The 24,841-nt window shown below is 63.4% G+C and carries 23 protein-coding genes; 12 read left to right on the top strand and 11 right to left on the bottom strand.

The genetic code is table 11. The features are described from left to right. Positions 1 to 97: 97 nt before the first annotated feature. Genes UU7_RS04590 through UU7_RS04580 form a run of 3 tightly spaced genes read left to right on the top strand, consistent with a single transcriptional unit; the run spans position 98 to position 2,741 of the window. Positions 98 to 1,585: an aldehyde dehydrogenase family protein gene (locus tag UU7_RS04590; protein WP_007805803.1), complete on the top strand. Its 1,488-nt coding sequence runs from the start codon at positions 98 to 100 to the stop codon at positions 1,583 to 1,585. A 5-nt stretch (positions 1,586 to 1,590) separates the two neighbouring features. After that, positions 1,591 to 2,256 carry an OmpW/AlkL family protein gene (locus UU7_RS04585; RefSeq protein WP_083845933.1) on the top strand — a complete coding sequence of 222 codons (666 nt, stop codon included), beginning with the start codon at positions 1,591 to 1,593 and terminating at the stop codon, positions 2,254 to 2,256. A gap of 14 nt (positions 2,257 to 2,270) precedes the next feature. Beyond that, entirely contained in the window at positions 2,271 to 2,741 is a 471-nt protein-coding gene (locus UU7_RS04580; protein WP_007805800.1) for an OsmC family peroxiredoxin, read from the top strand. A gap of 276 nt (positions 2,742 to 3,017) precedes the next feature. On the opposite strand, the gene UU7_RS04575 is transcribed toward UU7_RS04580, so the two are convergent. After that, positions 3,018 to 3,443: a cupin domain-containing protein gene (locus tag UU7_RS04575; RefSeq protein WP_007805798.1), complete on the bottom strand. Its 426-nt coding sequence runs from the start codon at positions 3,441 to 3,443 to the stop codon at positions 3,018 to 3,020. A gap of 157 nt (positions 3,444 to 3,600) precedes the next feature. Then, positions 3,601 to 4,545, bottom strand: a complete 945-nt coding sequence (locus tag UU7_RS04570; protein ID WP_007805796.1) for an NADP-dependent oxidoreductase — start codon at positions 4,543 to 4,545, stop codon at positions 3,601 to 3,603. Positions 4,546 to 4,903: 358 nt separating this feature from the next. On the opposite strand from UU7_RS04570, the gene wrbA reads away from it, so the two are divergent. From wrbA to UU7_RS04545, 5 genes are read left to right on the top strand one after another with little or no spacing between them, the layout of a single operon-like run. Further along, on the top strand, positions 4,904 to 5,503 hold the full coding sequence (wrbA, locus tag UU7_RS04565; protein WP_007805794.1) for an NAD(P)H:quinone oxidoreductase: 600 nt from the start codon (positions 4,904 to 4,906) through the stop codon (positions 5,501 to 5,503). A 30-nt stretch (positions 5,504 to 5,533) separates the two neighbouring features. Beyond that, on the top strand, positions 5,534 to 5,998 hold the full coding sequence (locus UU7_RS04560) for a DUF4126 family protein (protein WP_007805792.1): 465 nt from the start codon (positions 5,534 to 5,536) through the stop codon (positions 5,996 to 5,998). 30 nt (positions 5,999 to 6,028) lie between these two features. Further along, positions 6,029 to 7,135, top strand: coding sequence for an NAD(P)-dependent alcohol dehydrogenase (locus tag UU7_RS04555; RefSeq protein ID WP_007805789.1), 1,107 nt, complete (start codon positions 6,029 to 6,031; stop codon positions 7,133 to 7,135). Between the two features lie 4 nt (positions 7,136 to 7,139). Beyond that, positions 7,140 to 8,762 carry a linalool dehydratase/isomerase domain-containing protein gene (locus UU7_RS04550; protein ID WP_007805787.1) on the top strand — a complete coding sequence of 541 codons (1,623 nt, stop codon included), beginning with the start codon at positions 7,140 to 7,142 and terminating at the stop codon, positions 8,760 to 8,762. A 14-nt stretch (positions 8,763 to 8,776) separates the two neighbouring features. Further along, a complete protein-coding gene (locus UU7_RS04545) occupies positions 8,777 to 9,313 on the top strand; it encodes an SCO family protein (protein WP_007805785.1) in 537 nt (178 codons plus the stop codon). On the opposite strand, the gene UU7_RS04540 is transcribed toward UU7_RS04545, so the two are convergent. Further along, positions 9,298 to 12,303, bottom strand: a complete 3,006-nt coding sequence (locus UU7_RS04540) for a sensor histidine kinase (RefSeq protein WP_007805783.1) — start codon at positions 12,301 to 12,303, stop codon at positions 9,298 to 9,300. The two genes, UU7_RS04545 and UU7_RS04540, sit on opposite strands and share 16 nt — an antisense overlap. A gap of 554 nt (positions 12,304 to 12,857) precedes the next feature. Here UU7_RS04540 and UU7_RS04535 point away from each other — a divergent pair. The 3 genes from UU7_RS04535 to UU7_RS04525 all read left to right on the top strand — a co-directional run bounded on the left by UU7_RS04535 (position 12,858) and on the right by UU7_RS04525 (position 18,603). Next, positions 12,858 to 16,316 (top strand): AAA domain-containing protein, encoded by a 3,459-nt coding sequence (locus tag UU7_RS04535; RefSeq protein ID WP_083845932.1) that lies wholly within the window; start codon positions 12,858 to 12,860, stop codon positions 16,314 to 16,316. Further along, on the top strand, positions 16,313 to 17,710 hold the full coding sequence (locus UU7_RS04530; RefSeq protein ID WP_007805779.1) for a phospholipase D-like domain-containing protein: 1,398 nt from the start codon (positions 16,313 to 16,315) through the stop codon (positions 17,708 to 17,710). The genes UU7_RS04535 and UU7_RS04530 overlap by 4 nt, the downstream gene beginning before the upstream one ends. A 260-nt stretch (positions 17,711 to 17,970) precedes the next feature. Then, positions 17,971 to 18,603: a response regulator transcription factor gene (locus tag UU7_RS04525; RefSeq protein ID WP_007080779.1), complete on the top strand. Its 633-nt coding sequence runs from the start codon at positions 17,971 to 17,973 to the stop codon at positions 18,601 to 18,603. A gap of 15 nt (positions 18,604 to 18,618) precedes the next feature. Here the strand turns inward: UU7_RS04525 and UU7_RS04520 are convergent, their stop codons facing one another. From UU7_RS04520 to UU7_RS04510, 3 genes are all read right to left on the bottom strand, one after another. Continuing rightward, entirely contained in the window at positions 18,619 to 19,527 is a 909-nt protein-coding gene (locus tag UU7_RS04520; RefSeq protein WP_007805776.1) for a helix-turn-helix transcriptional regulator, read from the bottom strand. A 184-nt stretch (positions 19,528 to 19,711) separates the two neighbouring features. Beyond that, entirely contained in the window at positions 19,712 to 20,029 is a 318-nt protein-coding gene (locus tag UU7_RS04515) for an antitoxin Xre/MbcA/ParS toxin-binding domain-containing protein (RefSeq protein ID WP_238530883.1), read from the bottom strand. A gap of 51 nt (positions 20,030 to 20,080) precedes the next feature. Continuing rightward, positions 20,081 to 20,359, bottom strand: a complete 279-nt coding sequence (locus UU7_RS04510) for a hypothetical protein (RefSeq protein ID WP_007805773.1) — start codon at positions 20,357 to 20,359, stop codon at positions 20,081 to 20,083. A gap of 261 nt (positions 20,360 to 20,620) precedes the next feature. On the opposite strand from UU7_RS04510, the gene UU7_RS04505 reads away from it, so the two are divergent. Continuing rightward, positions 20,621 to 21,058 carry a carboxymuconolactone decarboxylase family protein gene (locus UU7_RS04505; protein WP_007805771.1) on the top strand — a complete coding sequence of 146 codons (438 nt, stop codon included), beginning with the start codon at positions 20,621 to 20,623 and terminating at the stop codon, positions 21,056 to 21,058. 96 nt (positions 21,059 to 21,154) lie between these two features. Here the strand turns inward: UU7_RS04505 and UU7_RS04500 are convergent, their stop codons facing one another. From UU7_RS04500 to UU7_RS04480, 5 genes are all read right to left on the bottom strand, one after another. After that, positions 21,155 to 21,340, bottom strand: coding sequence for a hypothetical protein (locus tag UU7_RS04500; protein WP_007805770.1), 186 nt, complete (start codon positions 21,338 to 21,340; stop codon positions 21,155 to 21,157). After that, entirely contained in the window at positions 21,337 to 21,579 is a 243-nt protein-coding gene (locus UU7_RS04495; RefSeq protein ID WP_007805768.1) for a hexameric tyrosine-coordinated heme protein, read from the bottom strand. Before UU7_RS04495 ends, UU7_RS04500 begins: the two co-directional genes overlap by 4 nt. 35 nt (positions 21,580 to 21,614) lie before the next feature. Continuing rightward, positions 21,615 to 22,619 carry a catalase family peroxidase gene (locus tag UU7_RS04490; RefSeq protein WP_007805766.1) on the bottom strand — a complete coding sequence of 335 codons (1,005 nt, stop codon included), beginning with the start codon at positions 22,617 to 22,619 and terminating at the stop codon, positions 21,615 to 21,617. Positions 22,620 to 22,775: 156 nt separating this feature from the next. Beyond that, positions 22,776 to 23,297, bottom strand: coding sequence for a MarR family winged helix-turn-helix transcriptional regulator (locus UU7_RS04485; RefSeq protein WP_007805764.1), 522 nt, complete (start codon positions 23,295 to 23,297; stop codon positions 22,776 to 22,778). Further along, positions 23,294 to 24,823, bottom strand: a complete 1,530-nt coding sequence (locus tag UU7_RS04480) for an MFS transporter (RefSeq protein ID WP_007805763.1) — start codon at positions 24,821 to 24,823, stop codon at positions 23,294 to 23,296. Before UU7_RS04480 ends, UU7_RS04485 begins: the two co-directional genes overlap by 4 nt. Positions 24,824 to 24,841: the final 18 nt, after the last annotated feature.

The raw sequence follows: 24,841 nt of genomic DNA, 5'->3' as shown, positions 1-24,841 counted from the left end.
TCAAGCCTCTGGTGATTTCGCGGCCTACGCTGCAGTCATGTTCGCGGCGCGTTCGTGCCGCGCCTGGTGCTCCCTCCCAGCCCGACAGGACACAGTCATGGATACCGCCGTCACACCCGACAGCTCGAAGCCTTATGCCTTCGACGCCCAGTTCATCGCCGGCCGCTGGCGCAATGGCCGTGCGCGCGCCACGCTGGACGTGCTCAACCCGTACAGCGGCGAAGTGATCGCCTGCTTCGGCAAGGCCGATGCGCTCGACGTGGACGAGGCCTTCCGCGGCGCGGCCGAGGCACAGGACGCGTGGGCACAGGCGCTGCCCTCGCAGCGCGCGGCCGTCCTGCGCAAGGCGGCGGCGGTGATGGAGCAGCGGCATGACGAGATCGTCGACTGGCTGATCCGCGAATCGGGCAGCACCCGCAGCAAGGCCGAGATCGAGTGGTGGGTGGTGCACGCGGCGATGCTGGAATCGTCCACCCTGCCCACGCGCCTCGAAGGCCGCATCGTTGCCGGCGATTACCCCGGCAAGGAGAACCGCATCTACCGGCGGCCGGTCGGCGTGGTGGCGGTGATCAGCCCGTGGAACTGGCCGCTGCACCTGAGCACGCGATCCATCCTGCCCGCGCTGGCGCTGGGCAATGCGGTGGTGGTGAAGCCAGCGGCCGAAACGCCGGTGACCGGCGGCTTGCTGATCGCCCGCATCCTGGAAGAAGCCGGACTGCCACCGGGACTGTTCAACGTGATCGTGGGCGACCCGGCCGAGATCGGCGACACGTTCGTGCAGCATCCCGCGTCGCGCGTGGTGTCGTTCACCGGATCGACCAAGGTGGGGCGGCATATCGGACAGATGGCGGTGACGGCGTCGAACCTGAAGAAGGCGATGCTGGAGCTGGGTGGCAATGCGCCGCTGGTGGTGCTGGACGACGCCGATCTCGAACAGGCCGTGCACACGGCCATCGTCGCGAAGTTCCTGCACCAGGGACAGATGTGCATCGCCGCCAATCGCATCATCGTGCTGGACCGCCTGCACGACGCGTTCGTCGAGGCGTACATCGCCTACGCCAGCGCGCTGAAGGTCGGCGACCCGAACCAGGTCGACACAGTGATCGGCCCAATCATCAGCCAGCGCCAGCTCGACCGCATCACCGGCATGATCACCCAAGCGCGCAGCGATGGCGCGCAGTTGCGACTGGGCCATGCGCCGGAGCGGTTGATGCTCGGCCCGCACGTGTTCACCGGCGTCACCCAGAGCATGGCGCTGGCCCAGAACGAAATCTTCGGGCCGGTCGCCCCGGTGTTGCGCGCCGCGGACGAGGCCGATGCACTGCGCATGGCCAACGACACCGACTACGGCCTCACCAGCGCGGTGCTCACCGGCAACACCTACCGCGGTGAACAGTTCGCCCGGCAGATCCGCGCGGGCATGAGCCACGTCAACGACGTGACCGCGATCGACATGCCCGCGTTGCCGTTCGGCGGCGACAGGAATTCGGGCATCGGACGTTTCGGCAGCAAGGGGATGATCGACGCGTTCACTTCCGAACACTGGGTGTCGATCCAGCACACCCCCTCACAGTATCCGTTCTGACCCTCATGAATAATTTCCGATACGCACTCCTCTGCACCGCTGCGCTGACGTCATGCTTCGCGGTGCGCGCCGTCCACGCCGATGAAGGCGGCAGCTGGTTCATTCGCGGCGGCCTGGCCTATGCCGACTTCCACGCCAGCGGCACCGTGGCCATCAACGGCCAGCAGCTTCCCGGCGCCAGCGCTACCGTCAGGCACAACACCGGCTTCGCCTTCGAAACCGGCTACTTCCTCACCCCGAACTGGGCGGTCGCGCTGACCCTGGGCGCGCCGCCCACGGCGAAGATCTACGGCGCCGGCACGCTGGAAAGCGCCGGCAAGCTGGCCGAAGCCACCTACGGTCCGGCGGTGCTGGCGCTGCAGTATCACCTCTCCCTGCGCAGCCGCTTTCACCCGTATGTCGGCCTGGGCGTCAACTACACGCTGATCACCCAGACCAGTGACGCCGCGATCCGCCACGTGCATGTCGACAACGGCACCGGCGTGGCGCTGCAGGCGGGCGTCGAGTATCGCCTCAACCGACGTTTCGCGCTGTTCGTCGATGCGAAGAAGATCTGGGTCGGCGTGGATGCGCGCGGCCTGGCGGCCACGCCGGCAGGCGACCTGCCGGCCACCTCGCACCTGACCCTGAACCCGGTGATCTGGAACATGGGCGTGTCGTACCACTTCTGACCAGCGGGGTTGCCATGAAGATCGAACGACGCGGCTCGGCCCTCTGGTACGGCGGCTTTCCCGAGGGACGCGGCAGCTTGTCCACCGAGAGTGGCGCGCTGGACGACCACTACTACAGCGTGGCCAGCCGCTTCGACCGCCATGTCGGCAGCAATCCCGAAGAGCTGCTCGCGGCCGCCCACGCGGGCTGCTTCAACATGGTGCTGGCGATGGTGCTGGCCGAAGCCCGCCTCACCGCGACCGAACTGCAGACCTCGGCCACCGTGGTGCTGGAACAACAGTTCGCCAGTTTCGCCATCACTTCGGTCCACCTGAGCGTGCGCGCCGTGGTGCCCGATGCCGACCCGCCCGTCTTCCGCAGGCTGGCCGCCCTGGCGCGCGCCCGGTGCCCGCTGTCGCGCCTGTTCAATGCCACGGTCACGATCGAGACGGAGCTGTCAGGTGATTGGGGCGCGCATCGACAAGTCAGCGCCGAATCGTCCTGATCCGCGGTTGCTCCAGGTTCTTCAGCCACTCCGGGGCTCGAGCGCGGAACGTGGCAGCCCTGCAACGACGGGCATAGCGGCATTCCGTCGAGTGCCCGGATGGATCTGCACCGACGACCACGCGCCGATGAACTTGCGTCGAACCGGGTTGGACTGCCGGCATGTCTGGGAGCGCACCCTGTGGCGGGGGAGTACGGGGGAGCTGGGCTAGAGCTCGCGCACAGGGTGCGCTCCTACACATGCCGGCGATCGGCCACTTCACACGTGCTGCAAGCCTCACGGCGTGTCGTAGGTCACCAGCTTGGTGTTGCCGCTGTCGGTGATGAAGATCGCCAGTAGCGAGGCCGGCTGGGTCGCGCTGGCGTTGTCGCTGACCAGGTGATGCGCACCAGGCGCCTCGGTCCAGCTTTCGCCGGGGTGATAGACCTTCGCTTCACCGCCTTCGAGCTGGCTGCGGATCGAACCGCTGAGCACATACGCCACCACGAAGGCCGACCCGTGCCGATGCGATATCGACTTGCCGCCGGGCTTGTAATTCACCACCGCGGCGGTGATCACCTTGCCCGGAATGTTGGGGATGGCGTGCGCGAACGCAGGCGTGACCGTCTCGTGTTCGACGGGTTTCAGTGACGCTCCTGCGGCCGCACCGGCAGCCAGCAGGGCAGCCAACATGAAAGGCGGAATCAGCGGGCGAACGTTCATCGGCATTCTCCTGGGCGGAATGTGGGCTGCGCCGGAACCTTTCCGGCGGCGACCACGGCAATGGCATGTTCGCCTGCGGCGCTCGCGGATTCTTTTCCATTCATGCCGCGACTTGATCATTCCGGCAGTTGCAAACCGCCATGGCTGCCAACGTCCCTCAAGGTGAGGTGGCGAGCACGTCGATCACGATCTTTCCCGGCGGTGACGGTTTGCGAATGCCATCCAGAAACTCGTGCGCGCGAACCATGCCGGCCATCGGCAGCACCAGGCCAAGGCGAGGCTTCAGCGCGGCGTGGTCGATGATCGCGGCAATCTCGGCCAGCGTGGACGTATTGACCCTGACCAGGAAAAACAGGGCCCGGATACCGAGTGCTTCGGCAGCGTCCGCATCCGGAGCGCTCACGGCGGAGACCAGGACGCCCCCGGGCTTCAGCATCTGCATCGACCTCACCTGCCATTCGCCGCCGATCGTATCGATCACGGCGTCGAAGGAAGCCTTTCGGTCGTCGGCCTGCGCCGCATCCGCCGCCATCGTCTCGTCCGCACCGAGGCGGCGCAGCTCATCGAGCCGGTCGGCAAAACCCGTGGCGACGACGTGTACGCCCTTGCGATGTGCGAACTGGACCGCGTACCCGCCAACGTTGCCGGCGCCACCGAGCACCAGCACGCATTGGCCGCTGCTCAGGCCCGCCTGCTCGAAAAGCATCTGCCACGCGGTGGTGGCAACCACCGGAACCGACGCCGCTTCCCGATGGGTGATACTACGCGGCTTGGCGGAAATCATTCCTGCCGAAGCCACCGCGTACTCGGCACACGCGCCGGTGAACCGGGAATTGGTGACGCCATAGACCTCGTCGCCGGTCGCAAAGCCGGTCACGCCCTCGCCGAGTCCGGTGATCACTCCGGAAAAATCGGAGCCGAGGGTCAGGGGCAGCGGCTGCGGCAGCACGCTTTTTCCCGTGCGTATCCAGCTGTCCCAGGGACCCACGCCGGCCGCGTGGACTTGCACAAGAACTTCGCCTGGCCCCGGTTCGGGCATCGCGATCTCTTCGATGGCGATAGCCTCGGGCCCGCCAAAGGCATGAATGCGGCTTGCTTTCATATCGAATACTCCTCGGATTCAAAACGCTGGCGCTCCGGAAAGCCAGAACGGTGTCCTGCCACCTTCATGCTCACCTGTCGAATGCCCCTTCCTGCGTGCAGGAACATCCACGGAAGAGATCAGGCTTGTCGTATCCACCGTGCACGAAACTAGCCCGCAACTTGGCGCAGGTCTTTTGCGTTCGTGCTGCCCTTTGCAGGTTCTGCCACGTCGATTTCGCTGCGCGGAGATTGAACAAGCACCGACGCGAACGTCCAAGAACGCGCCGCGCGGCCTCTCCAGAATCGGTGCCTGACAGCGCCAGGCGGATCAGCCTGATCTCGCAGCGATGTCTCGCGGCAGCCCACGGAGACGCGACATGGCCAAGGTTCTGGTTCTCTACTACTCGGCCTACGGCCACATCGAACAGATGGCGCAGGCCATCGCCGAAGGCGTGCGCCGCAGCGGCGCCACGGCGGAGATCCGTCGCGTGCCGGAGACCGTGCCCGAGGAGACCGCCCGCAAGGCCCATTTCAAACTGGACCAGCAGGCCCCGGTGGCGACCATCGCCGAACTGGAAAATTACGACGCCATCGTTGTCGGTACCGGCACCCGTTTCGGCCGCATGTCCGCACAGATGGCGACGTTTCTCGACCAGGCCGGCGGCCTGTGGGCGCGTGGCGCGCTGCACGGCAAGGTGGGCGCGGCGTTTGCCTCGTCCGCCACCCAGCATGGCGGCCAGGAGATGACGCTGTTCTCGATCATCGCCAACCTGCTGCATTTCGGCATGACCATCGTCGGCCTGCCCTACAGCCACCAGGGCCAGATGACGCTGGATGAAATCGTCGGCGGCGCGCCCTACGGCGCCACCACCATCGCCGGCGGCGACGGCTCGCGCCAACCCAGTGCCATCGAGCTGGAAGGCGCGCGCCACCAGGGCGAACTGGTGGGCCACACGGCCATCAGGCTGCACGGCTGATTCGTTCGCTGCTCACGAGAGAACTCCATCATGATGATCGACATCCTGGCGCTGCTGATCGGCGTGATCGCCGGCCTGCGCGCAATGACTCCCGTCGCGGTGTTGAGCTGCGCCGCGCGCATGGGCTGGTTGCCGCTGCAAGGCACGCCGCTGGCCTTCATGGGTTACGCCATCACGCCATGGCTGCTGGTGCTGGCCGCGCTGGGCGAGCTGGTCAACGACAAGCTGCCGAGAACGCCCAGCCGGATGATCCCGATGCAGTTCGGCACCCGTCTGGTCACCGGCGCATGGGCCGGCGCCACGCTCACCGCTACCCATGGCGCGCTCTGGCCCGGCCTGATCATCGGCGCCCTCGGTGCCGGCCTGGGCACGTGGAGTGGTCACCGTGCGCGGCGTGCGCTGGCGCTAGCCTTCCATAACGACCTTCCCGCGGCACTGCTGGAAGACGCCGTGGCGATCGTCGGCGCCGTGCTGATCGTGCTCGCTTCGGCTTGAGCGCTTCCCACTTCCCCACAGGTGCATCCCATGAAAACCCTTGCCGCCGTCGTCGAATCCGTGAAGCAACCCTTCCAGTTGGAGCACATCGAGCTGCCCGAACCGGGCGATGACGAGGTGCTGGTGCGCATCGTCGGCGTGGGCCTGTGCCACACCGACCTGGCCAGCAAGGACGGCCTGATCGACGCGCCCTTCCCCAACGTGTTCGGCCACGAGGGCGCCGGCATCGTGGAGAAGGTCGGCAGCCGCGTGAGCAAGGTCGCGCCCGGCGACCACGTGGTGCTCGCGCCCGCGTTCGACGGCACCTGCCCGCATTGCCTCAGCGGCGAGCCGATGTACTGCGATCAGTTCTTTGCGCTCAACTTTCAGGCCGACCCGCACGGCCCGCATGCCGAGCGCGAACACGGTGGTCGCGCACGCCTTGGCTATTTCGGTCAGTCCTCATTCGCACACTACACGTTGGTCAACCAACGCAGCACCATCAAGGTGCGCAAGGACGTACCGCTCAAGCTGCTCGGCCCGCTGGGCTGCGGCATCCAGACCGGCGCGGGTACGGTCATGAACGGTATCCGGCCCAAGGCAGGCTCCACGATGGCGGTGATCGGCATGGGTCCGGTCGGGCTGGCTGCGATCATGGCGGCGCAGGTCTGCGGCTGCGCCACGCTGATCGCGATCGACCAGGTGGAGGCGCGGCTGGACACCGCGCGCGAGCTGGGCGCCACGCACGTCATCAACACCCGCCAGGCGGGCAACCTGGGCGAGGCGATCCGCGCCATCGCACCGCGCGGCGTGGACGCCATCGTCGACGCCGCCGGGGTGAATGCGCTGATCGGCGCGGCCATCGGCGGACTGGCGATCCTCGGCCACGTCGCGCTGGTGGCCGTGCCGTCGGCGGCGGGCAAGCCGCTGGAGCTGCCGTGGCTGACCTTCCTGCTGGCCGGCCAATCCGTGCAGGGCTACATCGAAGGCAACGCCATCTCCGAGGTCTTCATTCCGCAGCTGATCGACCTGTACCTGCAAGGCCGCTTCCCGTTCGATCGGCTGATCAGCTTCTATCCGTTCCACGACATCGAGCAGGCCGTGGCCGACCAGCACGCGGGCAAGATCATCAAGGCCGTGCTGGAGATGGAGGCCTGAGCCTGTGCGCGCTGCCATCGGCCTCGCCGACACGCTGACGCCGCAACAGGTCGGTCACCTGCGGCACGTCGAGAACCTTTCGCTGCAGCCGGCCAACGACTGGTCGCTGATGAAAGGCATCGGCACGGGGCAGGATGATTTCGGCGCCTACCGTTTCCAGTTGGCGTACATGGCGTATGCCCTGGCGATCACCCATGTGCATCGCCTGCCAGCCGCGCCCGGCGTGTTCAAGCCGATCTTCGAGCGATTGATCGCGAAACTGCTGCTGCCGGAGAGCTGGCTGTACTGGCGCGACGTCAGCCGCGGCGGCAGCATCTTCAACGCGCACCTGAGCGATCAGTACCGCGAAGAATGGAACCCGGTGCTACGCGACAACATCATGTACAGCGCCTACGTGCAGTCGTTGACCCTGCTGTACAACGTGCTGTTCGACGATGACCGCTACGCGCAACCCGGCGCCATCACCTTCGAGCACTGGTCGTATTTCTGGGGCGGCGACGGGCATCGTTTCGAGTACGACCAGAACACGCTCAACGAACACCTCTACTGGAAGATGGTCGAAAGCGGCTACCTCGGCGTGGCCTGCGAACCGAACTGCATCTTCCAGATCTGCAACCAGCCGGCCATCCTCGGCTTCCGCATGCACGACCTGCTCACCGGTGGCGACCGGGCCAGCGAAGTCACCCGCGGCTACGAGCAGGCGTGGCAACAATTCGGCCGCATCGGCGACAACGGCCACTATCACGTGATGCTGGCCGAAGACACCCACGCGGTTCGCCCCAACGTGATGCAGGCGCCGTGGGTGGACGCGTGGTGCGGCGCGCTGATGAACATGTGGAACGGCGATTTCGTGCGCGCGCATTACCCGCAACAACTCGCCGACCTCGTGCTGCACCAGCCCGATGGCACGCTGTCGGTCAGGTCCGCGCCGCGTCCTCCGGTGCAGGGCCACGTCGTGCTCAACGACGATTCCGACTTCGGCTGGGTCGCCGCCTGGGCCTCGGAAATGGGCGATGAGGAAACCCTGCGCGGATTGCTGCTGCACGCCGACCGCCGCATGGCGCCGCGGTGGCGCGATGGCGGCCTGTACTATCCGCGCAACGACCAGGCCGAGGATGCCGCCGGCTACCGCACGCTGGTCGAACCGATGACCGGCAACGTGTTGCTGGCCTATGCGCGGCTCAATGTGCGCGACGGGCTGCGCGGTGTGTACGAGGCGCCTTGGGGCGAAGGCCATTTCGCCGAGCCGGCCATCGTGGCGGTCGGCAATGGCGTGGATGTGCTGCAGGCCCGCTTCGATCGCGCCACGCAGTCGCTGCGGTTCGCCGTGCAAACGCGTTCGGACCGACCGTCCTCCGAGGCATGGATCATCCTCGGACGCATCAGTGGACGCGGCGGCTGGCGCCTGCTGCTGGACGACGTGCAGGTCGCCAGTGGCGACGCATCCACGCTCACCTGCAGCGGTCCGGTTTCGTTGCAGCCGATCGATCGTGGACTTGAGCTGCACTGGTCAGGTCGGCGGGTGCAAACCATGCGGATGATTTTCGAGCACGACGCCACCGCAGCGCACACCCATGAGATTGCTGGCCGCGTGAAAGTCACTGGATCCCCGCTTTCGCGGGGATGACGAGGCTTAAGTAAATGCCATTCGAATCAGGCACGGTCAACACAATGCCTGGCTGCGGTGAGTTTTCGCTCATCGACCACTTCAACCGCGCCGTGACCGAGCAGGTGTTTCGCGGCAGCCCCACGCTGGTGCTGTTCGGCTTCACCCATTGCCGCGTGGTCTGCCCGCGTGCGCTGGCCCGCTACGCCGGCGTGCTCGGCCAACTGGCCCGCGAAGGCTGGCCGGTGCGCGGCCTCTACATCAGCGTGGACCCCGCACGCGATACGCCCGAGGTGATGCGCGACTACCTGCAACCCTACCCGGCTTTCCTGGGCTTGACCGGCACCACCACGCAGATCGACCAGGCCAAGGCCGCCTTCCGCATATTTGCCCGGCGCGCCAGCGATCCGGATGAACCCGACGGCTACCGCGTGCCACACACCGCGATCGCCTACCTGCTCGATGCGGAGGGACACTGCCTATCCCATTTCGCCGATGCGCTCGCTGCGGAGGAAGTGCTTGATCGCATGCGCCTGTTGCTGACAACGCAGTCAGGTCAATCCGGCGCTTGATCCGAGCCTGCCTGCCGAACCCTGCGCAAGCGCCGCCACAGCCGCGCCGATGCGTACGCCGCGCGCGCCGGCACCGCCAGCGACAATTCGGTGCCACCCTCGTCACCACGACGCAGCACCAGGCGCGCACCGATCCTCTCCGCCCGCTCGCGCATGCCCTGCAAGCCCCAGTGCCCGGCGCGGCCACCGTCACGCAGCACGGCTTCGTCGATACCGTCGCCGTCATCGCGCACGAGAACATGCAGCCCGTCGCGCCGCCACTGCATGCACAACTCGACCGCGCCGGCATTGGCGTGCACGAAGGCGTTGCGCAAGCCCTCGCGCGCGATGTCCAGGATTTCCTGCGCCACCTCGGGGACCAGCGGCCGCGGCGCGCCTTCCTCGGTCAGCACGAAGCCCGCGCGATACAGCGTGGTGTAGTCCAGCGCGATGGCACGCAGATCGCCGGCAAGATCCGGCGACGCGTCCACGCGGCGCAGCGCCAGGATGCGATCGCGGCCATCCACAAGCATGTCGCGCGTGCGCAGCGCCACGTCGGTCATCTCCTGCCGGTGCGTCGCCTCGATTCGGGGGCTCGCCGCCCAGGTCTGCAGTCGCAGCTGCAGACCCTGCACGCCCTGCAGCAGGGTGTCGTGCAGATCGCGCGCGATGCGCTCGCGCTCCTCGATGCGTATGTGCATCTGCCGTCCCAATGCCTTCACGCGCATGCGATAGGCAAACCAGAGCACGAACGCCAGCAGGAAGCCGGCCAGCGCGCGGAACCACCAGGTCTCGTAATAGGCCGGCGCGCGCGTCAGAGCGAGTGACGCATGAACGGCGGAGGCGGTATCGCCCGATCGAACAGCGCGCACCTCGAACTGGTAGCGCCCCGCGGGCACCTTGGTGAAAACCGCTTCGCGACGGGTGCCGACATCCTGCCAGTCGTTGAACCCGGCCAGCCGATAGGCAAAGTGCACGCGCTCCGGATGATTCAATGCCGGCGTGGTGTACGTGATGCGAAAGGAATTTTCTGCAGAAGTAAGCGCGACGCCCCTCGCGGATGCCGGATAGACGGCCGAACCGGTGCTCACTGATTCGACGACGATCGGCGGCAAGGCCGGCGCCTTCGGCACGCGGGCCGGATCGATCCATGCCAGCCCGGACGCGGTGTGGGTCCAGATGCGGCCGTCCGCACCCATGCGCAACGACGGCAGCATGCGGTCTGCATCGACCACGCTGGGCACGCCGTCGGTGGCATCGAACAAGCGGGCCGTTACCCGCGACCCGGGAAGCGCCATCGCCTTGCGCACGTCGGCGGCCGGAATTCGCATGACACCATCCAGCGTCTGTACCCAGAGATTGCCCGCAGCGTCCCTGACCAGGCCGGTGACCGTCTGGAATGCTTCGGCATCCCTGCTCACCAGCGAGGTGAAGCGCTTGCCGTCGAAAAACTGGACGCCGTCGTCACCGCCCACCCACAGCACATCGCCATCGACCAGGAGCGATCGAACGGTGCCCACGCGCAGGTTCTGCGCCTCGCCCCACCGTTGTTCGATGCCGTGCGACAACCCGATCAGCTGGTTGGGCCCACCGCCTCCCAGCCACAGCCGGTTCTGCCGGTCCACCGCCATGACCTTCACGGTGGCGTGCTTTTTCAGGACGTCATGCCAGGCCTTTCCATCCCACGCCAGCACTCCGTTTCCCAGGTGCGGCGAAGACACGAACAGCGTTCCCGCCTTATCCTTGATCACGCTGTAGGGAACGCCCCGACCGGACGATGGATATTTCACGACCAGCTGTGGCGTGCCGGGCGACAACTTCCAGATCCCGAGCTTGTTGGCCGCCCAGACCGTACCGTCGGCGCTGTCGGCGTAAGTGGCCAGGGTAAGGCTGGGCACCTCGGTGGAATTCCACGGTGCGGCGGGTGACGCAAGGTGCAATACCGGATGTGTTTCACTGCCCACCCAGAGGCTGCCGGCCGAGTCGATTGACGCTGACACTTCGTGGATATCGTCGGGCAGTCCGACCGGATGGAACGCGGTGCGGGCCAGGCGGTCCAGGCCACCCTCACCGCCCGTCCAAATGTCCCCGTCGCGGTCCTCGATGATGTTCAATGGCGAACGTCCAAGCTGGGGCACTTCCTCCAACGGCGGTACGGAATGGCTTTTCCCGGCCGCCGCGATCGCTTCCGGCGACACATGGGAAACCACGTACTTGTTCGATATCAGCCACAACGCACCCGTGCGCGAAGGCAGGACGGCGATGATCGGCAGGGGAATCGGCGCCGTCATCTCGGTGAGCGCGATGCCGCTGCGCCGATAGATGGCGATCCCATTCTGACGGTCCGCGAGATAGAGCAAGCCTGCAGGCCCCGCAAAGACGTTGCCGTCGAACCCTCCTATGTCTGGCAATCGCATGGGCGGTTTGGCGGAACCCTTGGGCTTCACCAGCAGACCGGGGCCACCGGTGGTCAACCACAAGTTGCCGTCCGCATCGAACGCACCCTTGCCGAAGCCGTCCCCCGACAGGACCGTCGGCGCGACAACGTGCCAGGCATCGTCCTTGAAATACATGACCGCCTTGTTGGACACCGACCACACCGCACCGAGTGGATCACTGAAGAAGGGAAAAGGAGTCACCCCCGCTCCGACATACCCCTGGCCGAGTCCGAAATGGGTCAAGTGGCCGTTCTTCAGCAGGGTGGGACCCGCATTGTCGTTCTGTATCCACAAGCCGCCCCCTTCGGCCGGAAACAGCATTCCCAACTGCGCCTCCAGGAAATGCTCGCCCGGTGCCGGCTTGAACGGCGTGAATTGCACCCCGTCGAAACGGGTCAGACCCTTGGTTCCCGACATCCACAGGAACCCGTCGTCCGTCTGCGCCATGCCACTGATCCCGGCCGGTGCGCCGTCGGACTTGGCAAAGGACGTGCGTTGAAAACTCGCCAACGTTTCCGGCGGCGTGGAAGCCTGGAGCGAGGTAGCCGCGAGCATGACCAGCGCGAGCACCATGGGCGCGATGCATCGAAAACGTCGGGGACGTTGGCGGCTGGTACGGGCTGCGAGCAATGAGGGCATGGAAGCAGTATTCCGGATTGCCGACACCCGCGGGGGAATACCCTTGGATGGCACAGCCTGGCGGGATCATATCCTGCGCTTGGTCGGGCGCGGCTTGTACTTTCTTGATGTTTTGCAGGCTGGTTTGGCTGCGTGCGGCCCCTCTGCAGCCAGCCCCGCACACACTGGATCGAATGCATGACACGGCCGAGTGATGATCTGTTACAGACCTAAGTCGTCGACCGGCGGAATCTGACCCGAAGCGGACATGAGCTGGAGCGCACTGCGTCTACGCCGCCAAGCAGGATAAAGCTGGAGGTTAGCTTGTTAGTTGGACCCGGCCACCCTAAGCTCAAGGGGCTTCAAGGGGTTAGCCACCATCCGGTATGCCAAGGATGAGTCGTATAACCGGATCTAGGGACCCGGCCATCAATAATCGGCCGCATACTTTCTTTAAGCGAACGCGCTCATCAGCTCTATCAGCAGTACGAGCGGGGTAAGGGGATAAGATGACTGATGGACGTGAAACGTTGACCTTGAAACCGCAAACTGCGCCGCGCATGTTTGCCAACAATCGCTACGTGACGGCTGGAGCACCGCGTTCGGGGGGGATAGCCAATGTCTACCAGGCGTTGGAGATTGAAAGCGGAAAACGTGTAGCCATCAAGGTTTTCCGTAGCTCAAGTGGTGTGGACGACGTGGTTAAAGAGTCCTTTCGTCGTGAAGCGAAGGCCCTTTCCGCACTGACGCACGAGAACATCGTGAAGATCTTGGATTCCGGACTCGAAACGGATACCGGTGAGCATTTCATCGTCATGGAATGGGTTCCCAAGGACCTGGAAACAATTCGGCAGGAAGGTCACTTTGAAGACTGGCCGACGTATTTCGTCCAGATTGGGCGCCCTATACTTTCTGCGCTCGCATTTGCGCATGGAAAATCGATTGTCCACCGAGACATCAAGCCATCGAACATTTTGGTGGGGGATGATGGGATCGTTCGGGTCTGCGACTTTGGCATCTCTAAACTTAGAAACTTCATAGACCCCGGCGTAACGCTTTCGCATTTTGCGTCCGTCCCCTTCGCTCCACCCGAACAGGATGATGGAAACTATAGCTATTCGCGCGACGTGTTCGGTTTTTCCGCGCTAAGCATTGCCATGTTGAGCAATGAGTTACCGAAGTCGCATGTTAATCTCCATAGGACATTGGATACTATTAATGTCGATGAGTCTATTCGACGAATCCTCCGAAAGGGCCTTGCCCTAGATAACCCATCCGAAAGGCAGATCAATGCAGTTGTCCTGCTCGCCGAACTGGATCGAGCGCAGCCGAAAGCGGATCTGGCCAAGCATGGGTCAATCTACATTGACCTGACAAAGAAGGTTAGAGACGTCATTTCCTACGACATTTGCATGAGTGGTGTTGACGCCATAAACCGATATGTTCTTGCGGACTTGAATGAAGCACGTTGTGAGTATGCAAGGGCAAAAGAGGGAGTCCAGCCCAACGAAGAGAGGGCACTCCGCATGCTTGGAGAGCGATATGGATATATCGCAGTGGCGGATGACGAGGTGCCCAGCAGCTTGAAGCTGATTGCGGCTCACGAGATCCCCGTCAGTGATATGGAAAGGGATCGCGAGAACGCGATGCCGATGAATTGTGAATTTTCTTTCGGCGGCTTGGCGAAGCCCGAATCTATTCGGACTATCGCTTTGATTCGTGAGCGGCTGAATGAATTCTCGACCGAGCAGAAGTTGCGCCGGATCGAGCAGGCTCGGCAGCAGATGTTTAGGGCCTGGTTGGATCTGCTGACAGCTAAGACTGAACTTGAGAACTCACGAAAGAGATCATTTATCTACGACAAGATCGATTTCTTGGGCGGTCTTGTGGCTTTCAAGGCCCGAGATGGACAAGACGTATCCGTGCTTGAAGACAAGGATATCAAGGTAGACGTTCCCGATGGGACGTTCCTTGGAACTGTAGTTGGCATCGCCAACCAGATCGTGCATGTTCAGCCTAGCGATCGGAACCGGATCGACGTATCTGCGATCTCGGAAAGGGGGATGTTCGCTGTCGACACAACCAAGGCAGACGCGGCACTGGACAAGCAAAAGGTGGCGGTTGATGCCGTAAGGTATGGCCGCGCCGTCGATCCTAGCTTGGGGGAGTACATCATGGATCCCTCGACGGTTGTGATACCCAGAATCGAAGAGGTTGAGTTCGTTCAATCTCAGATAGATGAAGATAAGCAGGAAGCAGTCAGAGTGGCTGTAGCCAGTCCATCATTGATGGTCGTGGAGGGGCCGCCAGGTACGGGCAAGACCACGTTCATCACGGAACTAGTCCTCCAAACCCTACAGGTCAATCCTACATCCCGGATTCTACTGACATCGCAAACCCACGTGGCGTTGGACAATTCCCTGGAACGCATCGCAAAGGAGGGAGGTAGCCAGATTCGTGCCGTTCGAATCGGCCATGAGGATGATGAGCGTATCGCAGCATCCTCCAAGGCGCTTCTCGTGGATAGAAAGCTGCCACTTATGCGCAAGGAAGCGGTGGAACGTGGCAGGGCATTTATCGAGAAGTGGGCCGGTGATCATGGCGTTGAGATACCCAGTACGCGTATGGCCATGGCAATTGGTACCCATGCCGGGTTAAAGGAACGTCTTGAGAGGGTCGAAGTCGAAATCAGCCAGATCCGCAGCCTCGACCCTGAAGAGCGTGAATCCATGGAGCCGGAGCTGCGGGATGGGCTTGATGACCAGCTCGGAGGACTAGTCGGTGAGCAAGCATCCCTGGAGCGAGCCATCAAAGAGTCGGTTGCTGAATTCAGGAAGTACGAGTCCGACAAGGATGTCATCCAGGAGCTTGCCGAGAGCGGCGCCGACCAATTGCGCTCATGGGCTGATAACTACGCGCCCCAGACTCCGGAAGGAAAGCAACTTCGAATGATGATTGCGGCGCATGTGGATTGGGAAACTAGGTTTGGCCGAGGGCGGGAGTTCCGAGCTGCTCTCATTGCATCATCGAACATCGTTGCAGGAACTTGCCTTGGCGTGATGGGTGTTCCTGGCCGCAATGAGATTACTTACGACCTATGTATTGTTGACGAGGCATCGATTGCCACTCCGACGGAAGTGCTCGTACCTATGTCCAGAGCGCGAAGGACGGTCCTCGTCGGCGACAACAAGCAATTGTCCCCATTTCAAGATCCCGAGCTAAAGTCCAGCGGACTGTTGAAGCAGTATGGCCTATCCGCCGCCGATCAGCAGACCACGCTGTTCAAGCATCTAACCGAGCATTTGCCAGATGAGCTGCATAAGGTACTGAAATCCCAGCATCGTATGCTTCCGGAAATCGGCGACATGATTTCCGAATGCTTCTATGATCGTCAGCTGAAAAGCTTCCCTCGTACGCCAGATCCCGCATTAGCCTCGACTTTACCGAAACCGGTGATTTGGAAATCCACGAGTCGCGCCACGAACAGATCCTCGAGAACGGTCGGCACATCTCACTACAACGAACTCGAAGTGAAGATCATCGAGCGCATCCTGACCAGGATGGATTTTGATATCCAGCATGGAAAGTGGAAAGGGCAACAGCGCTCGATTGCCGTTCTAACGGGTTACGGCGAGCAAAGGCGTCGTTTGCAGATGGCCATCGATACCAGCAAGCATAGGTGGAGCAGTTTCTCGCGAATTTTCGTCAACGTCGTCGATGCCTTCCAGGGCAGGGAGGCTGATGTGGCCATTTTCTCGGTTACGCGTTCGGACGTTAAGGGTCTCGGCTTCCTGAAGGAACTGGAGCGCATCAACGTGGCGCTATCGCGTGCCAAGGAGCGTTTGGTGATAGTTGGCGACCATTCGTATTGCATGCAGACCGCGAGTGACAAGAACCCGCTAAAAGACGTCATTGACTACATGCAACGCCACCCCGACTCGTGCCTGATCGAGGAGGTGCAGCAATGAGTGCCGGGCTTGACTTCGATATCGAGCAAGTTTCCCGCCCCGGGTTCAAGTTGGCTCACTTCAAAGATGCTGCGTTGCCCGTCTATCAGTTGACGGTCAAGGTGCTGACCTTGGAAAAAAAGCCCATCAATCCGATCGAAGAGGGATGCTTGCGCGCCATCGATGCTGGATTAGGTCGGACCTCGGAAATTCGGGAGTTCCTTGGGCTTGAAGACGTAGTGCTTACCACGGTACTAGCAAGTCTCAACTCGCAGGAACTCATCAACTACATGGGCGCCAGCGATGGTGAAGCAACGGCCAGCTTAACCTTGAAAGGAAGAGCTGCCGTCGATCTCGCGCACATGTCTGTTCCCGAAGAACGAATCATCAAGTTGATGTTCGATCCTTTCCTGAAACGGGTGGTATTCCACCAGTCAGGGTTGCTGTGGAAGGCAAAGGAAGTCAGAAGCGAAGGAAAAATGGAAGTCCCCCTGTGCGGGGCGAAGCGGCCTGAAATTGAAGACGTTTTACTCGAAGATATCGACGCGGCGCTGGAAAGGCTGCGGCGACCTAATGAGGACTCGAAGGAGCTACTGGCCATACGCAGAATTGAGCGAAGGGAAATGTTATTTGTCCCCTGTACCATGCTTTATTTCCGCTCGGAAACAGGAAACGAAACGCAGGTAGCATTTTATCTCGACAACAGAATCTCGGTTGAGCATGAAAATTCATTCCGAGACCTAGGCGGAATGGACGAGGTCGGAGCCAAGCATGTCCTAGCTGACCAGTTTTCAGAGGTTGTAAATCAGGCAGCGCTTGGACAAAGCGAGAAGTCTCAGCTCTTGCATCTACAGAACCTTACTGGAGGGATATCGACTGAGGTCAAATCCGAGGATACTTTGCCGACTCCTGTCGTTAACCCAACGCTAAAGAACATCAGGTGTCATGAACATCCCGGGCTGCTAGAGGATGCACTGATCAACAGCAAGGAGCGATTGATGATCATCTCGCCATGGATTCGCCATCAGGTAGTAACCGACCGATTCGTGCGTAACCTTGAAACACTGCTTCGTAATGGTATCAAAGTGTATATAGGATATGGCTTGGTCGATGAAGATGGTAAGAATAAGGCAGGCGGAAAGTTGGCGATCACCCCCAAAGCCGATCGCGATCTAAAGGATCTAGAAAAGCGCTTTAAGAACTTCACCTTTACTTTCATCGGCAACACGCACCGAAAGGTGCTTGTGTCGGATAGTCGATACGCTATCACCACCAGCTTCAACTGGCTTTCCTTCAAAGGCGATCCAAGGGACAAGCCGCGTGATGAGGCTGGTATCTACATCACCAAGTCCGATTACATCGATAGCACGTTTACTGATTGCCTCGATCTAATTCAGAGGGGTTACGCCCATTGACCTTATATACCCACAAGTATCTTCTTCAATTTCAAGTCGTGTGACAGATATGAGCATGCGGTTTGTGCAGATCTGCAGGCATTGGAATGGGAGATATGCCGCACGCATAGAACTACTACATTTAGCAGAATCCAAGCCACCTACCCATTCGGGTATTGAGCCCCAGCACCCAACAGCCGATATTGTGCGCAAAACCATCGGGGCACGGATGCCGGCAGGGCGTCGTGCGGCGCCGTGCCATCTTCGAGCGAGGCGTCATCATGGGCAGTAGCGACGGCGTCATCCGGGTGTTGATCACCGATGATCATCCCGTCATGCGCGATGGCTTGCGCGCGGCGATCGCGCAGGAAGCGGACATGGAGGTGGTCGGCGAGGCGGCCGATGGGGCCGAGGCGATCGAGCGCTATCGCGCGTTGCAGCCGGACGTGACCCTGATCGACTTGCAGATGCCGAATGTCGACGGGCTGGAGGCGATCCAGGCGATTCGGGCGGATTATCCGCAGGCGGTGATGGTGGTGCTGACCACCTTCCCCGGCGACGCACGCGTGACCCGCGCGATGAAGCTGGGCGCGATTTCCTATCTGCTGAAATCCGCCTGCCGCGACGAGATTCTGCGCGCGGTGCGGGCGGCCGCGGCGGGGCGCCACGTGGTGGCGGCGGAAGCGGCGCAGAACATCGCCAATCACCTGGGTTCGGAATCGCTGACGCTGCGCGAATTGAGCGTGTTGCGGCTGGTGGCCGAGGGCAAGAGCAACCGCGAGGTGGCCGAGGCGCTCAGCATTTCCGAGGACACGGTCAAGGCGCGCATGAAGAGCCTGATGGCCAAGCTCAATGCCGAGGACCGGACGCACGCGGTGACCATTGCGATCCGCCGCGGGTTCATGGATTCCTGAGCCCGCTTGCGCTTGTCAGGCCGCGCAATCGCGGCGCCATGCCCCGGGGCTTCGCCCTACCCTGCGACCGAAGCTGCGGGTGAAGTGGCTCTGGTCGGCAAAGCCGGACGACAACGCCACGTCGGCCAGTTGCAGCGAGCGGTCGCGCATCAATTCCATGGCGCGGTCGATGCGCCGTTGCAGCAGCCACTGGTGCGGCGGCATGCCCACGCTTTTCCGGAAGGCGCGCACGAAGGCGCTGGTGGACAACCGGCAGGCCTGGGCAAGCTCTTCCAGCGCGATGCCGCTGACCAGATTGGCGCGCATCAGTTCCTTGGCCTTGCGCTGTTGCCATGCCGCCAGCCCGCCCTGGATGGTCTGGCTGACGGTGCGCATGCCGCCATAGCTGGACGCCAGGTGGTGGCGCACTGCCAGCAGTACGTAGTCGACGAACAGCTGGTTGCCGCGTTGCGTGCCGTGCAGGGCGGGCAGCAGGCACTGGCCCAGGCAGTCGATCACGCGGTCGTCGACGAAGCGGCCCGGCTCCTGGCGAAGCTCGTTGCAGGCGGACTGGCCCAGCTCGTCGGCCAGTTCCGCGAGCGCCTGGCATGGCACGTAGAAATTCAGCGAATGCACCGGCTCGCCCAGCCACGCGACGGGATCGCGTTTCAGGTCGTAGATGCAGCTGCAGCCGCGCTCGAACGGCTGCACCGGCACCGGCGCGCCGTCCAGCCACAGCTCGTGCCGGCGCAGCGCGCGAAACTGCAGGCCCACCAGGTAGCCGTCGTCGTTGCCCAGCGGCGCACGGAAGCCTTCAGCGGAAGGATCGAAGCGGATTTCGGTGGCGGCCAGGGCCTGGCCACCCGACGTGGAGCTCAGCACCGTGGGCGGATCGCCCAGATCGAACGAGCGTCCCAGGCGCTCGCCGAAAATTCCCTGCAGCATGTCTGCCGTCCCCGGACGAGGTGTCCGCAGCTCGCGTTGGCGCGAGGGTCGGGAATGATCGTAGGCAGGAAGCTGGCGTGGTGATGCCCTCGTTTGGGTAGATCTCACCTACCCTGCATGCGCCGCCGGTTCAGACGTATGGACGTCCCTCTGCCTTTTCGCCGCACATGCCTGCGCCATGGCTTCAGTACGCCATGCGCGACCGCTCGAGGCGATTCATCGGCTCGCCCTCCGGGTTGCCGGGTATGCGCTCCCAGACCTGGTCCTCGTCGCCGTCCGCCAGCACTTCGTAGGCGGTGCGACCCTCGAACGCCTTCTGATGCGTGCACATCCAGTAGGCCGCGCGCTGACGGTTGCCCACGTTGTCCAGCAGCGTTTGGGCCAGCGTGGCATGCCGGCATTCCAGGGTGGAGAACGCGTCCAGCACGATCTGGTCCCGCTGCGAATTGATCCGCGCGATCTCGCGGGCGACTTCACTGAAGTTCATGGTTGATTTGCGCATGGGATGCTCGCTGGAAAGTTCTCGGTGGAACGGCGCGACGCGCGACGGCCGTCAGCCGCGCTGGCCGTCGCGTATCGAACTCAGGAAGGCGATCACCGTTTCGGTACGCCCGAGCGAGACCAGCTCCGCCGCGGTGAGGTAGCCGAGCTCGGCAATCCGGGTTTGCCGGTACCAGTGCATCACGTCGGCCGGGTCCGGCTCGATCTCGGCGGCCACGCGCAGCACGGCCAGTGCGGCGGGAATCAGGCTGAACACGGTGCTGTAGCTTTCCGCACCCACTGGCGCAATCAGCTGGTCGGAGGGGTCGACGTGGTACGCCGCCACAAGCATGGCCTGCAGTGACCGCTTTGCCGACCGCTGGATCGAAGGTATCGCGCCCATCCCGTCGCCCTCTTCGCTGATGACGGACTCGACGATAGTCAGACCCGGCGGTGGCGGATTGTCCGTTTTTGCGCGTTGTTGACTCTTTGTCGCTCGTTGGCCTCGATCGCCTGTCGATCGCGAATGCGCAATGCAGGGCGAGAATGTTCAATCCAGCTTGTTCGCGGCGCCCTAGAGTTGTCCGTTCCATCAACTGCCATGGGGTTCGCCATGAACCAGCGTCTCGATTTCTACAAGTCCAGCCCGGAAGCGATCAAGGCCATGATCGGCCTGGAACAGCGCGTCGGAAAATCCTCCCTGGAAAAGGGGCTGGTCGAACTGGTGCGCCTGCGCGCTTCGCAGATCAACGGCTGCGCGTACTGCATGGACATGCACACGGCGGACGCGCGCAAGGGTGGCGAGGACGATCGGCGCCTCGCCACGATCAGCGCCTGGCGCGAAACGCCGTTCTTCAGCGAGCGCGAACGCGCCGCGCTGGCCTGGACCGAATCGCTGACCCTGGTCAGCAGTGACCACGTGCCTGATGACGTGTGGCAGGCGGTGCAGCCACATTTCACCGACGAGGAGATCACCGACCTCACCTTGCTGGTGGTGGCAATCAACGGCTGGAACCGGTTCTCCATCGCCTTCCGCAAGATGCCGGCCTGACGGCCGCAAATAATGGCGGGGCGCGTCGCTGATGCGCCCCGCCTGCGGCTGCATCGGTGTCGGGACTGGCTTCGCAGGTCGTGGCACGGCCACGCTTCAGTGCGAACCAGAGACCCGCAGCAGATGAAGCAGGCTCCAGAACGGCACGAAGATGATCGTCGCCACCGCCAGATCGCGAAAGTACAGCACGCAGTCGTGGCGCAGGCTGCCGTGCGGCAGCCCGTGGCCATCACGTTGCGGCGGTTGGGAACGATCGACCAGGGAGCGGCGCACCGCGCTCACGCGGATACGCGCCAATAGTGGTTGGCGGCAGCAATCGTGGCGAATTCGACCGCTACCGTATGGCCTGCCGCCATCAGCATCGCCGGGTCGGTCGCGTAGACGTCACGCAAGCGGCCACGGATCGCGTCGTCGGGCTGGGTTGCCTTGATGGCCAGCCGGGCCAGCTTGAAGGCGAGCTGCCGGCCCTCCTCGGGCGTAGCGGTGATCAACGTATTGCCGGGTACCAGGGCGAAGGACATGGCGGTGCTCCGAGATTGGGTGACCGTGGTGGGTCTTACTGCCGCGCGCTGAACGACACGCCGTAGGCGGCCGAACGGAAGTTGACCATCTGGTCCTCCACCTCGATGCCCTTGGGCAGGCTGTTCGGCATGAACACGATTTTCTTTTCCGCCGCCACGCTGTCCGGCACCAGGTGATCGATGGCGATGACGCCCAGCTCGACCTGCGGCCGCGCGTCCGGCCAGGCGATGGACGGGTCGTCGATGTGATCGTTTTTGCCGGCAACCTGGAGCATCAGGCGGAACCGCAGGGGGCCTTGCGCCACCCTCTCGCCGATTTCCTTCGACAGATATTCCGGCGCGGCGGCTTTCGCCTGCGCATCGCTCAGGTACTGCGCCGGCGCCAGCGGGACGATCTGGTAGCGACCGTAGGTGACCTTGCCGCGCGCATTGATGAACTTGAAGGTGTTGACGCCGTAGTACGGCAGCGTGGCGTAACTGACCGGCGCGGGCTTGGCCACGGTCAGGAAATGTTTTGCCGCCGGATGCGTGGCCAGATAGCCGTCCAAAGCGGTCGGCTTGGCGGCGTCGGGACCGCTGGCGGCGATGGCCTGCAGCAGCTCGCGGAACTGGTCGGCGTTCTGGCTGGGAAAGCCGTTGAACGAGTGCGACACGATGTCGGTGCTGCTGCCATCAGGCAGGGTGAAGCGGATGGCCATGCCGCGCGGCGACGACATCGGGTCGTTGTCCGGCGCATCCGGCACGCCGACGAAATTCGAGAAGCGCACGATGATGGGCACGCTGGCGCCGTGCAGATGCACCGCGCTGGAAACCCGCGCAGCCTCGGGCGACGGGGTAAAGCGGCCGGTCAGCATGATGCCCTTGGTATGGATGGCGCGCGCATGGTGATCGCCGAACACGCCGTGCAGCGTCTCGACCATCTGCGTGGGCGTGTACTTCAGCGGCGGCTGTGGCGAGCTCACCTGGGCGTTCGCGCTGCCGGCGATCAGTGCTGCAGCCAGCGGCAGCCATTTGAACGACGACGTATTGCAAGTCTTCATGGTGACTCTCCCTTGGGCAGTTTGGAACACGGGGGCACGAGAGGCATCAGAGCACCCGCGCCACCCTTCCACTTGCACGAAAACGCCGCCGCTAGGCTTTTCCCGTCACATCCACACGATGCGCCGACCCTGGCGTCGAAAGACGCGCCATCAGGCCTACGGGGTTCGCTGCCTGCACTGCTCGATCCGCGCGGCGAGGTCGTCCAACACCGGGGAAACGGACGCATGCGCGTGGCCGGCCCGGGCCTGCGTTGCATCCAGCGCGACCAGCAGCCGCGCGATGCGTGGCGCCACGTCCTGGTGGATGCGCTGGCCTTCCGGCGTGAGCGATAACCGGCTGCTGCGCCGGTCGTGCGGATTGCGCAGGGGGCTCAACAAGCCGCGCTGGCTGAGCAGGTAAACCGCCCGCGACAGCGAACCGGCATCGCGATCCAGCTGCCGTGCCAGATGGGTCAGGGTGCGCCCGCCCTCCTCGGCCACGGCGCAGAGGGTCAGCCACTGGGACACGGACAGCGCGTGCGGCGCCAGCAAGTCTTCGATGGCCTGCTGCAGGCCCTTGTGCAAGCGTTCCACGGCGAGCAGCAGTTTGCGCATGCCCGCGTTGGCCGGCGGCACCAGCGGTGCGCGCACCGTCAATGCATCCGCATCGTTGGCGATGCCATGGGGCGACGCATTCACTTGAACACGCGCTGCATCAGCGTCACCACGATGCCCAGCGCGGCGAGTACGGCGATCAGGATGAAATGGTCGATATTGGCCAGCAGCGCGGCCTGCTGGCCCAGCATCTGCGCCACGCGCGCCACTGCGATCTGGCCGGCCTGTGCCGGACCGACACTGGCCGACAACGCGTCCTGGATGTGGTGGATGGTGGCCTGGTAGATCGGGTTGTCCGGCGTCACCTGCGCGTTGAGCACGTTGTAGTGGACGGTGGCCCGCCACTGCTGGCCCAGGGTGGCGGCCGAGATGCCCAGCGCGATGCCGGCCTGGGCCAGCATGTTCTTCACCTGCTGCGCGTTGGAGAACAGCGTCTCGTCGCTCTCCATCTGCCGGAACGTCTGCATGGCGGCAATGGGCAACACGGTCAACAGGAAGATGTTGTAACAGGCCAGCGCGGGCAGCACGTGCAGCCACGGGTTGGCTGCCGGATCGAAGCGCGCCAGCATGATGCCGAACAGGCCGAGCGCGACGAAGCCGGTGATCCAGAACTTGCGCGGCGCGGGGTGCCGGGGCAACAGCTTCGACACCACGGTGAAGGTGGCCGCCGCTGCCAGGGCGCCGACGGCCTCGAAGTCGCCCACGGTTGCCCACGAATAGCCAAGCGTCCGCTGCAGCATCACCGGGATGACATAGTTGTTCGCGCCCAGCATCAGGTAGCCGAACAGGAACAGCGCGATGCCGGCGATGTAGCGCGCATGCAGCATCGGCCCCAGGTGCAGCAGGGGCTGCCGGTGCCGACGCTGGTGATGGGCGTAGACAACCAAGGCGAGCAGCGCCGCGGCCAGCACGCCGATCACGAACAGCGCGTCACCATAGAAGTCGTAGTAGAAGCGCTGCAGCGAATACAGCAGCCCGAAACTGCCGCCGGCCAGCAGCACCTGTTGCCACGGATTCCAGTCGCTGCGTCCTTGCTCGTAGCCGCGCAGGCTGTTGTCGAGGCTGAAGCTGGCGAGCACGAAGGCCACCACGTCGAGCACCACCAGCAGCCAGAACATCGCCGACCACGTATCGGCGGACACCATCTGCGCCGCCAGCCACGGCCCGGCGGCGATGGACAGCGCCAGCGCATAGGCCAGCGACTTGATGCCGTAGAACCGCTTGGGTCCGGCCAGTCGGTTATGGATGATCATGCGCGCCGACGTAAACAATACGCCGCCGCCCAGCGCCATCACGAAGCGCCCCAGCAGGAACGAGGCAAAATCATGGCTGCTCGCGCACAGCACCGCGCCGAGCAACGACACCGCCGTGGCGCACTGGATGAACAGCCGTCCGCCGAGATGGGTCACCCACCAGCGCTGCATCGAGATCACCAGGATCGCCACGCTGGCGTAGACCGCCGCGATCAGGCTGAAGTCCTCCGGCGTGATGCTCACCTCGCCCATGATCGGGCCGGCGCCGAAGGCGACCATGCTCAATTGCAGGAACTCGATCGCGGTCAGCACGAAGATCGTGGCGCATACCAGCCATTCCCGCCTGCGTGAGCTCATGACGATGGTCTCCGGCGC

The sequence above is a fragment of the Rhodanobacter spathiphylli B39 genome, assembly GCF_000264295.1.
Taxonomy (GTDB): domain Bacteria; phylum Pseudomonadota; class Gammaproteobacteria; order Xanthomonadales; family Rhodanobacteraceae; genus Rhodanobacter; species Rhodanobacter spathiphylli.
This window is presented reverse-complemented; position numbering and strand designations above follow the sequence as displayed.